The 17,809-nt window shown below is 67.2% G+C and carries 15 protein-coding genes; 6 read left to right on the top strand and 9 right to left on the bottom strand.

The window, feature by feature from the left end; translation table 11 throughout:
* The first annotated feature begins 2 nt into the window (after positions 1–2).
* Entirely contained in the window at positions 3–1,241 is a 1,239-nt protein-coding gene (locus BUA54_RS02165) for a sensor domain-containing phosphodiesterase (protein ID WP_072855546.1), read from the top strand.
* Positions 1,242–2,612: 1,371 nt separating this feature from the next.
* Here the strand turns inward: BUA54_RS02165 and lipA are convergent.
* Positions 2,613–3,560 (bottom strand): lipoyl synthase, encoded by a 948-nt coding sequence (lipA, locus tag BUA54_RS02160; protein WP_072855545.1) that lies wholly within the window; start codon positions 3,558–3,560, stop codon positions 2,613–2,615.
* A 130-nt stretch (positions 3,561–3,690) separates the two neighbouring features.
* On the opposite strand from lipA, the gene BUA54_RS02155 reads away from it, so the two are divergent.
* Positions 3,691–4,164: a hypothetical protein gene (locus tag BUA54_RS02155; protein WP_072855544.1), complete on the top strand. Its 474-nt coding sequence runs from the start codon at positions 3,691–3,693 to the stop codon at positions 4,162–4,164.
* A 2-nt stretch (positions 4,165–4,166) separates the two neighbouring features.
* On the opposite strand, the gene BUA54_RS02150 is transcribed toward BUA54_RS02155, so the two are convergent.
* On the bottom strand, positions 4,167–5,240 hold the full coding sequence (locus BUA54_RS02150) for a DUF6456 domain-containing protein (RefSeq protein ID WP_143155345.1): 1,074 nt from the start codon (positions 5,238–5,240) through the stop codon (positions 4,167–4,169).
* Between the two features lie 253 nt (positions 5,241–5,493).
* Here BUA54_RS02150 and BUA54_RS02145 point away from each other — a divergent pair, with 253 nt between their 5' ends.
* A complete protein-coding gene (locus BUA54_RS02145; RefSeq protein ID WP_072855543.1) occupies positions 5,494–5,796 on the top strand; it encodes a DUF6477 family protein in 303 nt (100 codons plus the stop codon).
* Here the strand turns inward: BUA54_RS02145 and BUA54_RS02140 are convergent.
* On the bottom strand, positions 5,789–7,336 hold the full coding sequence (locus BUA54_RS02140) for a trimethylamine methyltransferase family protein (RefSeq protein WP_072855542.1): 1,548 nt from the start codon (positions 7,334–7,336) through the stop codon (positions 5,789–5,791). The two genes, BUA54_RS02145 and BUA54_RS02140, sit on opposite strands and share 8 nt — an antisense overlap.
* A 130-nt stretch (positions 7,337–7,466) precedes the next feature.
* On the opposite strand from BUA54_RS02140, the gene guaA reads away from it, so the two are divergent.
* From guaA to BUA54_RS02125, 3 genes are all read left to right on the top strand, one after another.
* Complete coding sequence (gene guaA, locus BUA54_RS02135; RefSeq protein ID WP_072856108.1) at positions 7,467–9,026, top strand: glutamine-hydrolyzing GMP synthase; 1,560 nt, start codon at positions 7,467–7,469, stop codon at positions 9,024–9,026.
* 19 nt (positions 9,027–9,045) lie between these two features.
* Positions 9,046–9,909 carry a DMT family transporter gene (locus BUA54_RS02130; RefSeq protein ID WP_072855541.1) on the top strand — a complete coding sequence of 288 codons (864 nt, stop codon included), beginning with the start codon at positions 9,046–9,048 and terminating at the stop codon, positions 9,907–9,909.
* Between the two features lie 127 nt (positions 9,910–10,036).
* Entirely contained in the window at positions 10,037–11,395 is a 1,359-nt protein-coding gene (locus tag BUA54_RS02125; RefSeq protein ID WP_072855540.1) for a hypothetical protein, read from the top strand.
* Positions 11,396–11,455: 60 nt separating this feature from the next.
* Here the strand turns inward: BUA54_RS02125 and lpxB are convergent, their stop codons facing one another.
* From lpxB to bamA, 6 genes are all read right to left on the bottom strand, one after another.
* Positions 11,456–12,592: a lipid-A-disaccharide synthase gene (lpxB, locus tag BUA54_RS02120; protein WP_072855539.1), complete on the bottom strand. Its 1,137-nt coding sequence runs from the start codon at positions 12,590–12,592 to the stop codon at positions 11,456–11,458.
* Complete coding sequence (locus tag BUA54_RS02115) at positions 12,589–13,377, bottom strand: LpxI family protein (RefSeq protein ID WP_072855538.1); 789 nt, start codon at positions 13,375–13,377, stop codon at positions 12,589–12,591. The genes lpxB and BUA54_RS02115 overlap by 4 nt, the downstream gene beginning before the upstream one ends.
* A complete protein-coding gene (gene lpxA / locus BUA54_RS02110) occupies positions 13,377–14,156 on the bottom strand; it encodes an acyl-ACP--UDP-N-acetylglucosamine O-acyltransferase (RefSeq protein WP_072855537.1) in 780 nt (259 codons plus the stop codon). Before lpxA ends, BUA54_RS02115 begins: the two co-directional genes overlap by 1 nt.
* Positions 14,156–14,629: a 3-hydroxyacyl-ACP dehydratase FabZ gene (gene fabZ / locus BUA54_RS02105; RefSeq protein WP_072855536.1), complete on the bottom strand. Its 474-nt coding sequence runs from the start codon at positions 14,627–14,629 to the stop codon at positions 14,156–14,158. Before fabZ ends, lpxA begins: the two co-directional genes overlap by 1 nt.
* Before the next feature lie 108 nt (positions 14,630–14,737).
* Positions 14,738–15,430, bottom strand: coding sequence for an OmpH/Skp family outer membrane protein (locus BUA54_RS02100; RefSeq protein ID WP_072855535.1), 693 nt, complete (start codon positions 15,428–15,430; stop codon positions 14,738–14,740).
* Positions 15,430–17,784, bottom strand: coding sequence for an outer membrane protein assembly factor BamA (gene bamA / locus BUA54_RS02095; RefSeq protein WP_425434942.1), 2,355 nt, complete (start codon positions 17,782–17,784; stop codon positions 15,430–15,432). Before bamA ends, BUA54_RS02100 begins: the two co-directional genes overlap by 1 nt.
* Positions 17,785–17,809 lie beyond the last annotated feature (25 nt).

Below are 17,809 nucleotides of genomic sequence, written 5' to 3'. Positions count from 1 at the left end.
AAATGGCCCATACCGGGGGCATGACAGAGCTTGCCCCCCTTCTTGCCGCCGCCGCGCCGCCGCGCGCCCCGATGACCGTCGTCACCGACATGCTGGGGGCCGTCAGGCACCATCTCGACATGGCGCTGGCCTACCTCGTGCTGTTCGACGGTCCCGACGTGGTGCTGCACGCGCTGTCCTGCGACAATGCCGCGGCGCGGCTGGTGCCCGGTGACCGCTTCAAGGCAGAGGGGACGTTCTGCGGCGCGATCCTGCAGGGCGCGCTGCCGCGGCTGCTGCCCGACGCCGGGGCCGATCCCCGGGCGCAGGTGCTGCAGCCGGGGGCGATGGGCGCGGTGGGCGCGATGATCGGGGTGCCCCTGCCCCGGTGCGACGGCGCCGGACCGGCGATGCTGTGCTGCCTGTCGCATTTCCCCCGTCCGATGCTGGACGAGGGCGATCTGGCGATCGTGACCTCCTACGCCGGATTGCTGGCGGATGTCCTCGACCGGACGTCCCACCACGCGGCGGGCGGGCCGGACCTGCGCCGGCGGATCGGCGACGTGATCGCGGACCGCGATTTCCAGCTGCTGCTGCAGCCCATCGTGGCGCTGGCCGACGACACGGTCATGGGGGCGGAGGCGCTGTGCCGGTTCCGCCCCACCCCCTACCGCAGCCCCGACACCTGGTTCGCGGAGGCGCGGACGGTGGGCCTCGACCGGCGGCTGGATCGGGTGGTGATCGCGAAGACGCTGGAACTGCTGCCGGAGCTGCCGCAGGCGCTGAAGCTCGCGATCAATGTGGCGCCCGATACGCTGATCAACGCGGACCTGCCGCGGCTGATCGACGGGCCGTTCAGCGACCGCATCATCTTCGAGCTGACCGACCACGCCGGGATCGGCAGCCTGCAGGCGATGCTGCCGGAGATGAAGGCGCTGCGCAGCCTTGGTGCGCAGATCGCCGTCGACGATCTGGGGACCGACCCGAACAGCCTGAACGCGGTGCTGCAGATCAAGCCGGACATCGTGAAGCTGGACCGCGACCTGATCCGGGGGCTGCACATGGACCCGGTCAATCAGGCGCTCACTGCCGGCATTCTGCACTTCAGCAAGGCGATCGGCGCGCGGGTCGTGGCCGAGGGCATCGAGCGGACGGAGGAAGCCGCGGCCCTGCGCGCTTTCGGCGTGGACTACGGTCAGGGCTTTCTTCTGGGCCGCCCGGGGGGGCTTACGGCGCTGCATGCCCGGACCTTCGGGTATTGAGGGCGGGCGTGTGGGCCGGTGACGCTCCAAGGGGAAGGACGGGCGTTTCTCAAGCCCCCGGCGACCCGATTGAAGCGGGGTGCGGCCGGAGGGGACCCGAGGACGTTGTCCGGCGCCTGTGGCGAACCGGGTGCCTCTGGCACAGTACATTGATGGGCGCCGATGCCATCGGGTTGTCGGAACGTGTCATCATCCCCATCCAAGGGCAGATCCGCACGCCTGCGTTCGTTACCTAAGGCATAGCACGCCAGGCGGGCGGTGCGGCGGAGGGTGCGGCCAAGGGGGACCCGAGGACGTTGTCTGAAGCCTGTGGCGAACCGGGTGCCTCTGGCACAGTACATTGATCGGCTCCGATGCCATTGGGTTGTCGGAACGTGTCATCATCCCCATCCAAGGGCAGGTCCGCGCGTCTGCGTTCGTTACCTCAGGCATAGCACGCCGGGCGGGCGGCGCGGCGGCGGGTGCGGCCAAGGGCGACCCGTGGACGTTGTCCGGCGCCTGTGGCGCACCGGGTGCCTATGGCAGAGTCCATCGATGGTCGCCGACGCCACCGGGATGTCAGACCGTGTTGTCATCGAGATCCAGGGGAGGTCCCCGCGCCTGCGCCCCTCATCGCACGCGAAGCGCGCCGGGCGGGCGGCGCGAAGGCGGGTGCGGCCGAGCGCCCGAGGACGTTGTCTCAAGCCTGTGGCGAACCGGGTAACTCTTGCAGAGGCCATCGGTGGGCGCCGACGCCACCGGGGTGTCAGACCGTGTTGTCATCGAGATCCTGGGGAGGTCCCCGCGCCTGCGCCCCTCATCTCAGGCGAAGCGCGCCGGGCGGGCGGTGCGGCGGCGGGTGCGGCCAAGGGGGACCCGAAGGCGTTGTCTGAAGCCTGTGGCGAACCGGGTGACTCTTGCAGAGGCCATCGGTGGGCGCTGACGGCATCTGGATGTCAGACCGTGTTATCATCGAAATCCAGGGCAGGTCCGCGCGCCTGCGCCCCTCACCTCAGGCGAAGCGCGCCGGGCGGGCGGTGCGGCGGCGGGTGCGGCCAAGGGCGACCCGTGGAGGTTGTCCGGCGCCTGTGGCGAACCGGGTGCCTCTGGCAGAGTCCATCGGTGGGCGCTGACGGCATCTGGATGTCAGACCGTGTTATCATCGAAATCCAGGGCAGGTCCGCGCGCCTGCGCCCCTCACCTCAGGCGAAGCGCGCCGGGCGGGCGGCGCGGCGGCAGGTGCGGCCAAGGGCGACCCGTGGACGTTGTCCGGCGCCTGTGGCGAACCGGGTGCCTATGGCAGAGCCTATCGGTGGGCGCCGACGCCATCGGGATGGCAGACCGTGTGATCATCGCGATCCAGAGGAGGCCCCTGCGTGTTTGCCCGCTACCTTAGGCGAAGCGCGCCAGGCGGGCGGCGCGGAGGCGGGAGAAGTCGTCGCCGGCGTGGTAGGACGACCGGGTCAGCGGCGAGGCGGAGACCATGAGGAAGCCCTTGCCGTAGGCGGCCTTCTCGTAGGCGGCGAATTCCTCTGGCGTGACGAAGCGGTCGACGCGGTGGTGCTTGGGCGTCGGCTGCAAGTACTGGCCGATCGTCAGGAAATCGATGTCGGCCGCGCGCATGTCCTCCATCACCTGGGTCACCGCCTGACGATCCTCGCCCAGACCGACCATGATGCCCGACTTGGTGAACATCGTGGGGTCCAGTTCCTTGACCCGCTGCAGCAGGCGCAGCGAATGGAAATAGCGCGCGCCGGGGCGCACCTGCGGGTAGAGGCCCGGCACCGTCTCGAGATTGTGGTTGAAGACGTCGGGCTTCGCCGCGACCACGATCTCCAGCACGGAGGGGTCGCAGCGGATGAAATCGGGGGTCAGGATCTCGATCGTGGTGTGCGGCGCCTGACGACGGATGGCGCGGATCGTCTGGGCGAAATGCTCTGCCCCGCCGTCCGCCACGTCGTCCCGGTCGACAGAGGTGATGACCACGTGGTTCAGGCCCAGCTTCTTGACCGCGTCGGCCACGCGCCCCGGCTCGAAGACGTCGAGCGCCTCGGGCGGCTTGCCGGTGGCGATGTTGCAGAAGGTGCAGGCGCGGGTGCAGACCTCGCCCATGATCATCATGGTGGCGTGACCCTGGGACCAGCATTCCCCGACGTTGGGGCAGCCCGCTTCCTCGCAGACGGTCGTCAGCTTGTGTTCGCGCATGATGTCGCGGGTCTGGCGATAGCCTTCGGATGTCGGCGCCTTGACGCGGATCCAGTCCGGCTTCTTCGGCTGCGGCGCGTCGGGGCGTTTCGCCTTTTCCGGGTGACGCTGGGCGGGGATCTTCAGATCGCGCATGACGGCGGGCCTTTTGGCTGTGATGCCTTGTCATCTAGGCATGATCGCGGCGAAAGTCCATTGCCGAGGCCGGGAACCGGTCATGCGGGACGGGCATTGACCCCAACCTCATTCGCAAAGGCCAAGCCCCATGACCAGCCGCCCCCTGATCCTCACCCTGTTGCTGGCCGGCTCTGCCGCTGGGGCGCAGCAGGTTGCGTTCCGCGACGACCGGTCGTCGCCCGCGGCGGTGGTGGAATCGCTTTACAACGCGGTGAACCGGCACGAATACCTGCGGGCCTACAGCTATTTCGCGCGCGACAGGATCGGCGATTACGCGGCGTTCAAGGCGGGCTACGCCGATACGGACCATGTCGATCTGCGCCTCGGCACGCCGGTGACGGAGGGCGCGGCGGGCACGACCTATACCATGTTGCCGGTCGTGATCCGGGCCACCGACACGGAGGGCACGGAAGCGGTCTTTACCGGTTGCTATCAGCTGTCACAGGTCAGCCCGTCGATCCAGGATCAGCCGCCCTACGTCCCCATCCGGATCATCGAGGGGACCCTTGCGGCAACGGATACGGCCTTTGCCGACGCCACGGGGCGCTGCGCGACCGATTGAGGTCAGCCGATGCGGGGGCCGAACTTGCCTGTCGCCTCCTCGTAATGGCGCGACAGGCGCTGGAGGGAGATCCGCAGGACGATCTTGCCGGACCGGGCGGACCAGCCCAGGCGCTGTTCCGTCGTTTCCAGCCCCTCCAGCAGGCAGCAGCAGCGCAGGACAGCGTCCTGCAGGCCGGGGCCGAGGTCGTCCAATGCAGCGATCACGCGGGCGCGGGCGGCCTGCACCCCCGGATGCGACGTGCCGGGACCGGGGCGGTTCAGCGCGTCCCGCCAGTCGTCGGCGGCGTCCGGACCGGGGCGGGACAGGACGAAATCCTCGCGCAGCCGTTCGCCCGCCTTCACGAGTTCCTTGCACAGAAACGGCTTGCCGTCGCGGTCGCGGCGCCGCGACAGGCCCATCAGGGGCGTTTCGGCGGCGATGAAGCGGGCGGTCAGGACGTTGCCGAAGGCGGCGCCATCCATCGTATCCTGCGCGGTTTCGGCAAAGCCGTTCGCCCGGTTCTCGTCCGCGGCGGTCAGCTGGCGCAGCGCGGTGCGCCCCTGCCCCGTGATGTGATAGCGGGCGATGCGGGCCTCGGGATCGGCGCAGGAAATCCAGTTCTGCAGCGCCATGGCCTGGGCGATGTCGGACTCTACCACTGCGGTGCGCAGGGTGCCGCCGGCGGGATCCTCGCGCACGATGACCGCCGAGTCCATGTCGCGGGCGACGGCCATGACCGCACGGGGTTCGCACAGGCGGCGCAGGATGTGCAGGGCTTCGCGGTCCAGACGGCCCTGCGTGACGGGGGTGCGGCTGACGGCGTGGCGGGCGGGCGCGGCATGGGGCATGGCACGGCTTTCCTTTGAGGGGTGAGAGGGGGATACCGGCGAGAGGGCCCGGAGGGCCGCGTCGATCAGCGGATCGTCGCGCCGCAACTCGCAGGCGCGCACCTGACGCATGATGGTCGAGGGGTGGACGTCGCACTGGCGCGCCAGTGCCCTGATCGACGTCCCGCTGACCGTATGCGCAAGATAGTGGCGGACAGGAACGGGGACCCATCCGGGAACCTCCGGTCTGGGAATATCCTGCATCATCGTCATTCTGGCCAGCCTCTCTGGTCCCCAATCGAACGCCCCGTGCCGTGTTCACCGCACTAGCACAGAACGAACAACCTAGGGGTGCATCCTTAATTGAGGGTTAACGTTATTGTCTTGGTAACACTCTTCCTAAAAATGATTAATCAAAGGGATACCGACCGTTCTTAACTTCCGGCCCTGACGCAACACGCGCCATGGTTGTGTCATTACCGTCCGAGCGACACGGAATCAACAATGCGAGGACGCAAAGATGCAGGACATTCGATCGCGGGTCAGCCAGTTGAAACGGCCGGGCCTGCTGGTGCGGGCGGCGCGGTTCGGGCTGGACGATTACCGGCGCGCACGGGATCTGCCCCGGCTGGTGCCGGGGTTGGGGGCTGCGTTTCACGGCCCGGTGCTGATCGCCCTGCTGGAGGCGGAAGCGCTGGAGGATGCGGCACGACAGGCGCAGGCCACAAGCTATGCGCTGGTGCGCCACATCGATCTGCTGACGGCCATCATGGCAGAGGCGCGCGACTTCGAGGCCATCACGCGCCCCCGCGACGTCACATGAAGCTGTCGGGCATCGAGGCCTTCTTGTCGGCCACGTAGGCGCGCAGGCGGGTCTCGATCTCGGGGTCGAGCGGCGGCTGGACGTAGGTGTCGATCATCCGCTTGACGCGGATCGACGCCAGCGTCTGCGTGTCGCGCGCGCCCTCTTCGTCCCATGTCTCGAACGGCTTGTAATCGAAGAGGTCGGAGCGCCAGAAGGCGGACTTGAAGTTCGCCTGCGTGTGGGCGCAGCCGAGGTAGTGGCCGCCCGGACCGACCTCTGCGATGGCCTCCATCGCCTGACCGTTCTCGGACAGGTCCACGCCGCGGGCGAAGTGGTGCAGCGTGCCGAGCTGGTCGGCGTCCATGACGAATTTCTCGAAGCTGGCGACAAGGCCGCCTTCGAGCCAGCCGCAGGCGTGCAGCATGAAATTCACGCCGGACAGCAGGCCCATCTGCAGGCTGTTCGACGTCTCGTAGGCGGCCTGCGCGTCGGGCAGCTTCGATCCGCAGAACGATCCGGCGGAGCGGTAGGGCAGCCCGAGGCGGCGTGCCAGCTGGCCGGCACCGTAGGTGATATGCGCGGCTTCCGGCGTGCCGAAGGTGGGCGCGCCGGAGTTCATGTCGATCGAGGTCACGAAGGCGCCGAAGATCACCGGCGCGCCCGGGCGCACGAGCTGGCTGTAGGCAACACCGGCCAGCACCTCTGCCAACACCTGCGTCAGGGTGCCGGCGACCGACACGGGCGCCATGGCGCCACCGACGATGAAGGGGCTGATGATGCTGGCCTGATTGTGTTCGGCGAAGATCTCCAGCGCGCCCATCATGATCGAATCGAAGGTCATGGGCGAGTTGATGTTGATGAGCGAGGTCATCACCGTGTTGTCGCGCACGAAATCCTTGCCAAAGAGGATTTCGCACATCTCGACCGAGTCCTTCGCGCGGCTCGGTTCGGTGACGGAGCCCATGAAAGGCTTGTCGGACAGGGTCATGTGCGCCAACAGCATGTCGAGGTGGCGCTTGTTCACCGGCACGTCGGTCGGTTCGCAGACCGTCCCGCCGGAGTGATGCAGCCACTTGGACATGTAGCCCAGCTTCACGAATTTCTCGAAATCGGCCATGGTGGCGTAGCGGCGGCCACCTTCGGCATCGCGCACGAAGGGCGGGCCGTAGACCGGGGCGAGGACGAGGTTCTTGCCGCCGATCACCACGTTGCGGTCCGGGTTGCGGGCGTGCTGGGTGAACTGCGACGGCGCGGTGCTGCAGAGCTTGCGGGCGAGCCCGCGGGGGATGCGGACGCGCTCGCCCTCGATCTCTGCGCCCGCTTCGCGCCAGCGCTGCAGGGCGGCGGGATTGTCGACGAAGTTCACGCCGATCTCGGCCAGCACGGTCTCGGCGTTGCGCTCGATCGTGTCCAGCGCCTCTTCGGTCAGGACTTCGTAGTTCGGGATGTTGCGTTCGATGTATTTCGCGGTTTCGACGCTGACGGCGGTGCGTTCGGCGCGCCGCGCGGCCCCGCCGCCACCCCGTGCCCGGCGTCCTGCTGTTGCTGCCTCTGTCATATCGCGCACCTTTCCCGCTGATCTTGGTGCCCCTGATACGCGATGGCGCGACGGTCAGAGAAGCGACAAACGCCATCTGACACGCGAAAGCGACATTGCGGCGGTGCGGTTTCCGACTTATTCCAGCGCCATGGATATCACAGACCACCAACGCCTTCTGATCGTCGACTTCGGGTCGCAGGTGACGCAGCTGATCGCGCGCCGCCTGCGGGAACTGAACGTCTATTGCGAAATCCACCCCTACCAGAAGGTCACCGACGCCTTTCTGGCGGAGTTCGCGCCACTGGCGATCATCCTGTCGGGCGGGCCTGACAGCGTGACCCGCGAGGGGTCGCCCCGCGCCGCCGAGAGCGTCTTTACCATGGGCGTGCCGGTGCTGGGCATCTGCTATGGCCAGCAGACCATGATGACACAGCTGGGCGGCACCGTCGTCGGCGGCGAAGGCACCAAGGAATTCGGCCGCGCCTACGTCAAGGCGGAAGGCCAGCTGGACCTGCTGGACGGCTGGTTCCTGACGGAGCGCGAGCAGGTCTGGATGAGCCACGGCGACCACGTGTCGGCGCTGGCGCCGGGATTCGCGGTCTACGGCACGTCCCCCAACGCGCCGTTTGCAATCACTGCCGACGTGTCGCGGCAGTTCTACGCGGTGCAGTTCCACCCCGAGGTGCATCACACCCCGAACGGCGCGAAGCTTTACGAAAACTTCGTCCGCATGGCGGGTTTCACCGGCGACTGGACGATGGATGCCTACCGCGAGCAGGCGATCGCCGCGATTCGCGAACAGGTGGGCGACCGCAAGGTGATCTGCGCCCTGTCGGGGGGCGTCGACAGTTCCGTCACCGCCGTCCTGCTGCACGAGGCGATCGGCGACCAGCTGACCTGCGTCTTCGTCGATCACGGGCTGCTGCGTCTGGGCGAGGCGGAGCAGGTCGTGAAGATGTTCCGCGACAACTACAACCTGAACCTGATCCACGCGGACGAGAGCGCGCTGTTCCTCGGCCGGCTGGAGGGCGTCAGCGATCCCGAGACGAAGCGCAAGATCATCGGCGGTCTGTTCATCGACGTCTTTCAGAAATACGCCAACGACATCGAGGGGGCGGAATTTCTGGCGCAGGGGACGCTCTATCCCGACGTGATCGAATCGGTCAGCTTCTCCGGCGGGCCGAGCGTCACGATCAAGAGCCATCACAACGTCGGCGGGCTGCCGGAAAAGATGGGCCTGAAGCTGGTCGAACCGCTGCGCGAGCTCTTCAAGGACGAGGTCCGCGCCTTGGGGGTGGAGCTGGGCCTGCCGCCCAGCTTCATCGGCCGTCACCCCTTCCCCGGCCCCGGCCTTGCGATCCGCTGCCCCGGAGAGATCACGCGCGAGAAGCTGGAGATCCTGCGCAAGGCGGATGCGGTCTTTATCGACCAGATCCGGCGGCACGGGCTTTACGACGACATCTGGCAGGCCTTCGTCGCGATCCTGCCCGTCCGCACCGTGGGCGTGATGGGCGACGGACGGACCTACGACTTCGCCTGCGCGCTGCGGGCCGTGACATCCGTCGACGGGATGACGGCGGATTACTATCCCTTCAGCCACGATTTCCTGGGCGAGACCGCGACGCGGATCATCAACGAGGTGCAGGGCATCAACCGCGTGACCTATGACATCACCAGCAAGCCGCCGGGCACCATCGAGTGGGAATGACCCCCGCGGGCGCGCCCGCATGACCAGCACCCTGCGGGCCTGCCTGTGGATGATCGGCGCGATCGTGTCCTTCACGTCCATGGCGATTGCCGGTCGGCAAGTCAGCTTCGCCCTCGATACCTTCGAGATCATGACCTATCGCAGCCTGCTGGGCATTGTCATCGTCTGCACGGTGGCGGGCCTGTCGGGGACGTGGCGGCAGATCAACGGCCAGCAACTGGGTCTGCACGCAATCCGCAACATCGCGCATTTCACCGGGCAGAACCTGTGGTTCTTTGCCATCACCGCGATCCCGCTGGCGCAGGTCTTCGCGCTGGAATTCACCTCTCCGATCTGGGTGCTGCTGCTGTCGCCGCTGCTGCTGGGCGAGCGGTTGACGCGGGTCGGCCTGATCGCGGCTGCAATCGGCTTCGTCGGGGTGCTGGTCGTCACCCGCCCCGGCAGCGCACCGCTGTCGCCGGGCCTGATCGCCGCGGCGCTTTGCGCCGTGGGTTTTGCCTTTTCCGCCATTTTCACCCGCAGACTGACGCGGACGCAGACGATCACCTGCATCCTGTTCTACCTGACGGTGATGCAGGCGGTCTTTGGCCTGATCTGCGCGGGCTGGGACGGCGATATGGCCCTGCCGGATGCGACCACCCTGCCCTGGCTGGTGCTGATCGGCTGCGCGGGGCTTTTTGCGCATTTCTGCCTGACGACGGCGCTGTCGCTGGCGCCCGCCTCGGTCGTGATGCCGATCGACTTCGTCCGCCTGCCCACCATCGCGATCGTCGGCGCGCTGGTCTATGCCGAGGTGATCGACCCGTGGATCCTGCTGGGCGCCGCGCTGATCTTTGCGGGCAACTACCTGAACATCACCCGCGGCCAGCCGGCCCGCGCCTGAGCGCGGCGTGCAAACAGGTCACAACCACCCCCGTGCCTTTATTTTGACGCTGCGTCGTCAATTGACGGGTCCGATTTGCGGCTGAAGGTTCGGTAACGAGGAAACACTCTACTACGGGGATGGAGACATGAAGAAACTCACGACGGCCGCAGCTCTGCTGCTGACGACGACCGGCGCACATGCCGCCGGGATCGACCGCAACCTGACGAACTACGGCACACTGTTCGAGCCCGGCAACTATGTCGAGCTGTCCTACGCCGCGGTGAAGCCGAGCGTATCGGGCACATATCAGGCCCCCTTTGACACCTTGGGCGGCTCTGCCTCGACCGGTGTGATGTCAAAGGACTTCAGCACGCTGTCGGGATCTCTGAAATACGATTTGACGCCGCGGCTGGCGCTGGGGCTGTTCTTCAACCAGCCATTCGGTGCGGATGCGGACTATCCCCAGGGTTTCTATCGCGGCCTGTCGGCGGAGTGGGATTCGAACGGCCAGACCATCATGATGAAATACAAGGTCACGCCGGCGATCAGCGTTTACGGTGGCGTCCGTAGCATCGAATCGGAAGCGAATATCGTTATCCCTAGTCAGTTGCTTGGCGCTTCGACCGGTCAGGAACTGGGAGCGAGAGCCGGGCAGGCCGGTGCGGCAGCACAAGAAAAAGCGGACTTGGCACGTGCAGCCGGTGCAGCCGCCGCCGCTGCCCAAGCGGACGGCGATTTGGCGCAGGCTCAGCAGCTCGGTGCGCAGGCTGCGGCGCTGGCAGCGCAGGCACAAGCGCTGCAAGCGCAGGCCATAGAGCTTGGCGGGCAGGCGCAGGCCATCCTTGATCCCAATAGCGCACTGACAGGCCGGTTCACCTACACCGCCCACGCAGAAAAGGACCGTCAGACCAGCTACGTCATTGGTGCGGCTTACGAAAAACCCGAAATTGCCCTGCGTGTCGCCTTTACTTACGAATCCGGCTACACGCACAAATTCAGTACGACCGAAACCTTTGGCGGTGCCGATCTGCCTCCTTCGACTACATCGATCTCGATGCCGGATGTGTATACGCTCGATTTTCAGTCGGGCGTCGCACAGGATACGCTGGTCTTTGGGTCCATTCGCCACGCGACGTGGTCCGACTGGCACGTCAAGCCGGCGGGTTATGCCAACATCACCGGCGGCGAGGAAGTGACCGGGATCGACAGCGACAGCACCACCTACAGGCTTGGCGTCGGTCGCAAGTTTTCTGACAATGTGTCCGGTTTCGTGCGCGTCACCTATGAACCGAGCAACGGGGACGATCTGTCTCGACTGGCACCGACGGATGGATCGACGTCCTTCGGCGTTGGCGGCACCTATACCCGCGATGCTTTCAAGATCACGGGTGGCGTCGAATACATCAAGTTCGGCGAGGGGAATGACGATCCCGCCCGTACGAACACCCGGTTCGCCGACAACGATGCCGTCGCCGTGGGCCTGTCGGTCGGCTACCGCTTCTGATCGCCTGACATCGGTGGAAAGCCCCGGCCGTGGCCGGGGCTTTTTGCATTCTGTGGCCAGTCAGCCGCTATGGGCAAGGATCGAGCGGGCGGCGCGGAGGCCGGGGGGCTCTCCGCCACGGCCGAGGCGGTCCATGGTCAGCGCCATCGCGTCGTGCTGCGCCTGCGGCTTTGCCAATACGGCGCGCAGGCCATCGGCGATGCGCGAGGAGGTGCAGGCGGGGCCGATGAACTCGGGGATGGTGCGCGTCTCGGATACCAAATTGACCAGCGTCACCGTGTCGACCAGCAGCATCCGCCCGATGATCTGGCGCGACAGCCAGTTCATGTCGTAGGCGATCACCATTGGCGTGCCGGCCGCCGCAAGCTCTAGCGAGACGGTGCCGGACGCCGCGAGCGCCACGTCCGCCGCGCGGAAGGCCGCGCGCTTGGCCGCCGCGTCGTCGGGGGCGGTCAGCAGGGGCCGGCCGGGCCAGTTCTGCGTCACGTCGCGCACCATGGCGGCGACGGGCCCCGCGCAGGGCACGACGACGCGCAGGCCGGGGCTGGTCTGCTGCAACAGGCGCAGGGCGCCGCCGAAGCGGTCGGCGAGGCGCGAGACCTCGCCTCGGCGCGACCCCGGCAGGGCCAGCACGACGGGACCGGGGCCGAGATCGTGACTGGCGCGGAAGGCCGAAGCCTCTGCCTCCGTCGCGACCTTCTGTGCGACGACAGGGTGGCCCACGAAATCGCAGGACATGCCGGCGGCCTGCATCAGCGGCGGTTCGAACGGAAAGAGGGCGAGGACGTGGTCGATGTGGCGGGCCATCTTCGCGGCCCGGCCCGGACGCCAGGCCCAGACGGTGGGGGCGACGTAGTGGATCGTCCGGATGTCGGACCGGGCCTTGACCAGCTTGGCCACCCGCAGGCAGAAGTCCGGGCTGTCGATGGTCAGCAGCACGTCGGGGCGGGTGTCCAGCACCGCCTGCGCAGATTCCGCGATCCGCCGCTTCAGCGCGCGGTATTTCGGCAGCACCTCGGCCAGTCCCATGACGGAGAGTTCGTCCATGGGAAAGCGGCTGACGAGGCCCTGCGCCTGCATCAGCGGGCCGCCGACGCCGTCGAAGGTGACACCGGGAGAGAGGTCCCGCAGCCCCGCCATGACGGCTCCGCCCAGGGCATCGCCGGAGGGCTCTCCTGCAATCACGAAGATCTTCATTTCGCACCCTTCGGTCTGACCCAGAGGAACATGCCGCGGGCGTCCAGTGCCGCGATCACGGCGGCACGGTCGAGGATCATCACCCCCTGCGCTTCGATGACCAGACCGTCCAGACCGGCGGCGGCGGCCTGAGTCACGGTGCCGGGGCCGATGACCGGCAGATCGGCGCGGCGGTCCTGATCAGGCTTCGGCCCCTTGAACAGGATGCCGCCGCCATCGGCAGCCCGGTTGCGCGCAAGCAGGGCATCGGTGCCGCTGTCATCCTCGGCATCGGTGACGCGACCGTCGCGCACGAGGCAGGCCTGCCCCAGATCGGCGGCGCCCATGCGGGCCAGATGCCTCTCTCCCTCCACGGCGTCGATCCGGTGGCGGTCCTGCGGCGCGGCCCGCGTCAGGATGCCGGAGGGCGGCAGCAGGTCCGGTGCGACCTGATGCGCGCCGAGGACGGTGAAACCGCGCCGTTCCAGCACCGCGATGAAAGCGCGCAGCGCCCCGTCGTCGCCGCGGCGCAGGGCGCGCCAGATCGTCGGCAGCAGGGTCAAGGTGGCAAGGTCGAGGGCCTGCAGGCGGACCGGCGGGCGACGGATCGCGCCGACCATGCAGATCTGCGTGACACCGCGTCGGCGCAGGGCGTGCAGAAAGCCGCCGAGGCGCTCTATCCGGAAGGTGATGTCCGGCGAGACCTGCGGCGTGACGCCCTCCAACGCGCAGACCAGAGGCCGCTCTGGCAGGGCCGCCAGCATCGCGCGGGGCAGATCGCCGGTGCCGGCAATCAGCGCCAGCATCAGTGCGGCGTCAGGAAGCTGCGGTCGCTTTCGCCCCTGATGAAGTCGAGGATCTGCTGCACTGCCGCGCTGTCGGCCCCGTCCAGCCCCTCGGCACGGGCATGGAACGTGCCGTCGCCGTCGCGCAGCACGTCGTAGGCGCGGCGCAGGGCGGCGATGTCGGCGCGCGCCATGCCGCGTCGTTTCAATCCGACGAGGTTCAGACCTTCGAGCGCCGCGCGGGGCCCCATGACGAGACCGTGGGGGATCACGTCGTTCGTGACCATCGAAAGTGCACCGATGATCGCCCCCTGCCCGATCCGCACGAACTGGTGGATGCCCGACAGGCCGCCGACGATGACGTCGTCTTCGAGCACGCAATGGCCCGCCACGGCACTGGAATTGACGACGATGACGCGGTTGCCCAGCGTGCAGTCGTGGGCGACGTGGCAGCCGGCCATCAGCAGGCAGTCGTCGCCGATTGTGGTGAGCCCGCCGCCGCCCGCCGTGCCGCAGTTGACCGTCACATGCTCGCGGATGCGGTTGCGGGCGCCGATGCGCAGGCGCGTGTCCTCTCCGCCGAACTTCAGGTCCTGCGGGATCTCTCCGATCACGGCGAACTGGAAGACGGTGGTATCTGCGCCGATATGGGTGTCGCCGGTCACGACGACATGGCTTTTCAGCGTGACACGTTCCCCCAGCACGACCTGTGCATCGACGACGCAGAACGGGCCGATGATGCAGCCGTCGCCGATCACGGCGCCGTCGGCGACGATGGCGCTGGGGTGGATGTCCGGCATCAGCTGCGCATGTCCAGCATGGCGGCGAATTCGCATTCGCAGGCCAGCTCTCCGTCGACCTCTGCCCGGCCGTGGAACTTCCAGACCTTGGCACCGGGCTTGCCGCGCACCGTCGTGATCTTCATCACCATGCGGTCGCCGGGGATCACCTTGCGCCGGAACTTGCAGCCGTCGATCGACATGAAGTAGATCAGCAGGTCGCCGTTGATGAGGCCCATGGAGGCGCCGACCATGACGCCCGCGGTCTGGGCCATCGCCTCGATGATGGTCACGCCGGGCATGATCGGCGCACCGGGGAAGTGACCCTGAAAATGCGGCTCGTTCATGGTGACGTTCTTGATGCCCGTGGCCGAGGCGGTGCCGTCGATGTCCTGCACGCGGTCCACCAGCAGGAAAGGGTAGCGGTGCGGCAGGATCTTCTGGATCAGCTGGATGTCGCAGGTCGTGATCGGCTGGGTGGGGGCATCGGTCATGGGGCGGGGTCATCCTTGGGTCAATCGGCGCATCCCTGACGCGCCCCGACCTGATTAGCAAGCCACCCAGCCACGGGCAAGGGAGCCTGCGTCGGGGGTTCAGCGGCGTCAGGGGTTCAGCGGCGTCGGGCCGTCGGCGGTATCCGGGGTGGAGGGTTCGGCGAGGGCGTCGGGCGCCGTGTCCTCTGACGGTGGTGCGTCGGTTGCCTCGCCATCGGGCGCGGTCGGCCCCTCGACCAGAGGCAGCGGCGCGGACTGCGGCGCGGGGCCGGGTTTCAGCATCGCGGCGTCGATGCGCGCGATGGCCTTTTCCGTCATGTCCGCCGCCGACAGGGCCAGAAAGACCGAGCGGCGGTCGAGGATGACGGTCGCCCCCTCCTCCAGCATCAGCTGGCCGACGATGTCGCGGACGGTGTTGAAGAAATCGTCGCGCGCCTTCAGCCGCGAGTCTTCCAGCGCCATTTCCTTGGCATCGCGGGCGCGGCGGATGCCCTGCACCTTGACGTCGAAGGCATTGGCCTCGGCCCGGAACGCCTCTGGCGTCATGGTGGGGCGCCGCTGGGTCAGGCTGCGCTCTTCCTCTGTCAGGGCGGCGACGATGCGGTCGTTCTCGGCCTTCAGGTCGGCGGCCTCCGCCTCCAGCCCGTCGCGGATGGTCTGACCGTAGGCGGAATCGAGGTAGAGGCGGTCGCTGTCGAGGATCAGCACCGGGGCGGCGACAGGTGGCGGCGCGTCCTGCGCCGCCGCCGGGGTGACCGACAGCACGGCTGCCGCCAAAGCCGCCGCCACCCCGCCGCGCATCAGAACTGGGTCGAGATCGTCACGTCGAACGCCTTGGTCTGGTCGAACTTCTCGGCCTTCAGCGGTTCGGTGAAGTTGAAGCGCAGCGGCCCCAGCGGCGTGGTCCAGAAGATCGACAGGCCCGCCGTCGCCCGCGGCGTGAAGCCGTTGTAGAGGATCTCTGTCCCCTGCGGCGCGGTGCGGCCCACATCCCAGACAGAGCCGTAGTCGACGAAGGCGCCACCGGTGATGCCGTATTCCTCTGGCAGGCCAAGGGGAAATTCGGCTTCCAAACGGGCGACGGCAAAGCTGTTGCCGCCGAGGGCATCGTCCACGGTGGTGACGGTCTCGCCGTCGACGGTCGTGGTCTGGTAGTCGCGCGGGCCGACCCCGTTCGCGTCGAAGCCGCGGAAGGTGTTGCCGTTCAGGAAGAAGCGGTCGGTGACGCGGCTGAAGCCGTCCTGATAGGCCAGATGCCCGCCCTCGATCGTGGCCCGCAGGGTCACGCCCTCGTTCAGCACTTTGGTCTCGGCGGCGGCGAGAGCCGTCGTCTTGATGAAGCGCGTGTCGCCGAAGCCGAATTCCTGTCCGAAGCGGAAGACGTAGCCCGAGGTCGGATCGAGGCCGGTGCGGCGGTTGTCGAAGGAGTAGTTGTAGCCGACGGACCCGGTGACCACCGCGTCGAGTGCCGCTTCCTCTTTGATGAAGGGGCTGACGTTGTCGCCGTCGGCGCCGGTCAGGTCGTCGTAGGACAGGGCCGTATAGGTCGTCAGGCGGCCGCTTTCGCTGACCGGGAAGGTCAGGCTGGGAGCGAAGCGGAAGTTTTCCGTGTCGTAGTCGGCGTTCTGGTTGTCCGTGGTGCGATAGCTGAAGTCGACGCCCGCCCGCAGGTCGCGGCCAAGGAAGTTCGGTTCCGAGAAACCGAAGCTGATGACCTGGTTCGAGGTGGCGGTCGAGATCTCGAAGCTGAGCGACTGGCCGCGGCCGAGGAAGTTCGCCTCCTTGAAGGCGGCCACGAGGCCCACGCCGTTGTCGGTGTTGTAGTTGGCACCGAAGGACAGGGAGCCGGTCGGCGCCTCTTCTACATTGACGTCGATGATGACCTGTTCCGGCGTGGTACCCTCGCGGGCGTTCACGTCGGTCGTCGTGAAGAAGCCAAGCGCGCGGATGCGGTCGGCGGCCTGCCGGATCTCTCTCGGGTTGAAGGGATCGCCTTCGACCGTGCGGAACTGGTTGCGCACGACACGGTCAAGCGTGGTGGAGTTGCCTTCGATGTCGATGCGCTCGACGAAGATACGGGGGCCGCGGACCAGCTTGTAGTCGACGTTCAGCGACAGGTCGCGGTCGTTGCGGGTTATGACGGGTTCGACGGCGACGAAGGTCAGGCCCTGCTGGATCGCGAGGCGTTCCAGACGCGCGATGTCGCGGTCCACCTGCCCCGGCGAATAGGTCATGCCGGTGCGTGTCGTCAGGGCGCGCTGGTAGGCGGGCACGTTCACCTCTGGCAGGTCGGAACTGGCCGAGACGTTGCCGAAGCTGAACCGCTGCCCTTCGCGGATGTTGTAGGTGATGAGGTAGGCATCACGTTCGCGCGTCAGGGTGACGTCGACGTTCTGCAGGGTGAAATCGGCATAGCCGCGCGACTGGTAGAAGTCGGTCAGCACCTGCTTGTCGAAGTTGATCCGCTCGGCCGAGTAGGTGTCGCGGGTGATGATCGACCGCAGCAGGCCGGCCTGCTTGGTTTCCAGCACGCCGCGAAGGCGGCGGTCGGTAAAGCTGCGGTTGCCGACGAAGGTGATGCGCTGCACCTCTGTCACGCCGGATTCCTCGACCTCGAACACCAGATCGACGCGGTTGTCGGACTGGCGGATGATGCGCGGCGTGACGGAGGCGTTGATCCGCCCCTTGGAGGCATAGAGGCCGGCGATCGTGGCCACGTCGCGTTCGACCGTCGCGGGAGAGTAGATCTTGCGCGACTGGCTTTCGAGGATCGGCAGGAATTCCGCGTCGTTCAGCTTGCGGTTGCCTTCGACCGCGACCTGATTGATCGTCGGGAATTCGACGACGGTGATCGCGAGGGTGTTGCCCTGCGCCTGCACGTCGACGCTTTCGAACAGGCCGGAATCGCGGATCTTCTGCCCGGCGGCGTTCAGCTGGTCGGCGCTGATCGCCTCGCCCCGGCTGATGCCCGCGAAGGACAGGATCGTGCTGTCGGCGACGCGCTGGTTGCCTTCGATCTGGACCGCGTTGAAGGCGTAGGTCTGGGCCAGTGCCCGCCCGGCAATGAGGGTCATCAGCAGGGCCGCTGCAAGCATCAGACCCCGCAGGGTCAGCGTCGTCACGGACATCGTGCCGCGAGAGGTCTTCAATATCATGTGTGCGCCTGCAATTCGTCTGTCC

Source organism: Loktanella atrilutea (genome assembly GCF_900128995.1).
GTDB lineage: Bacteria > Pseudomonadota > Alphaproteobacteria > Rhodobacterales > Rhodobacteraceae > Loktanella > Loktanella atrilutea.
Note: the sequence above shows the minus strand (reverse complement) of the source record. Positions and strands in the feature narration are given on the sequence as shown.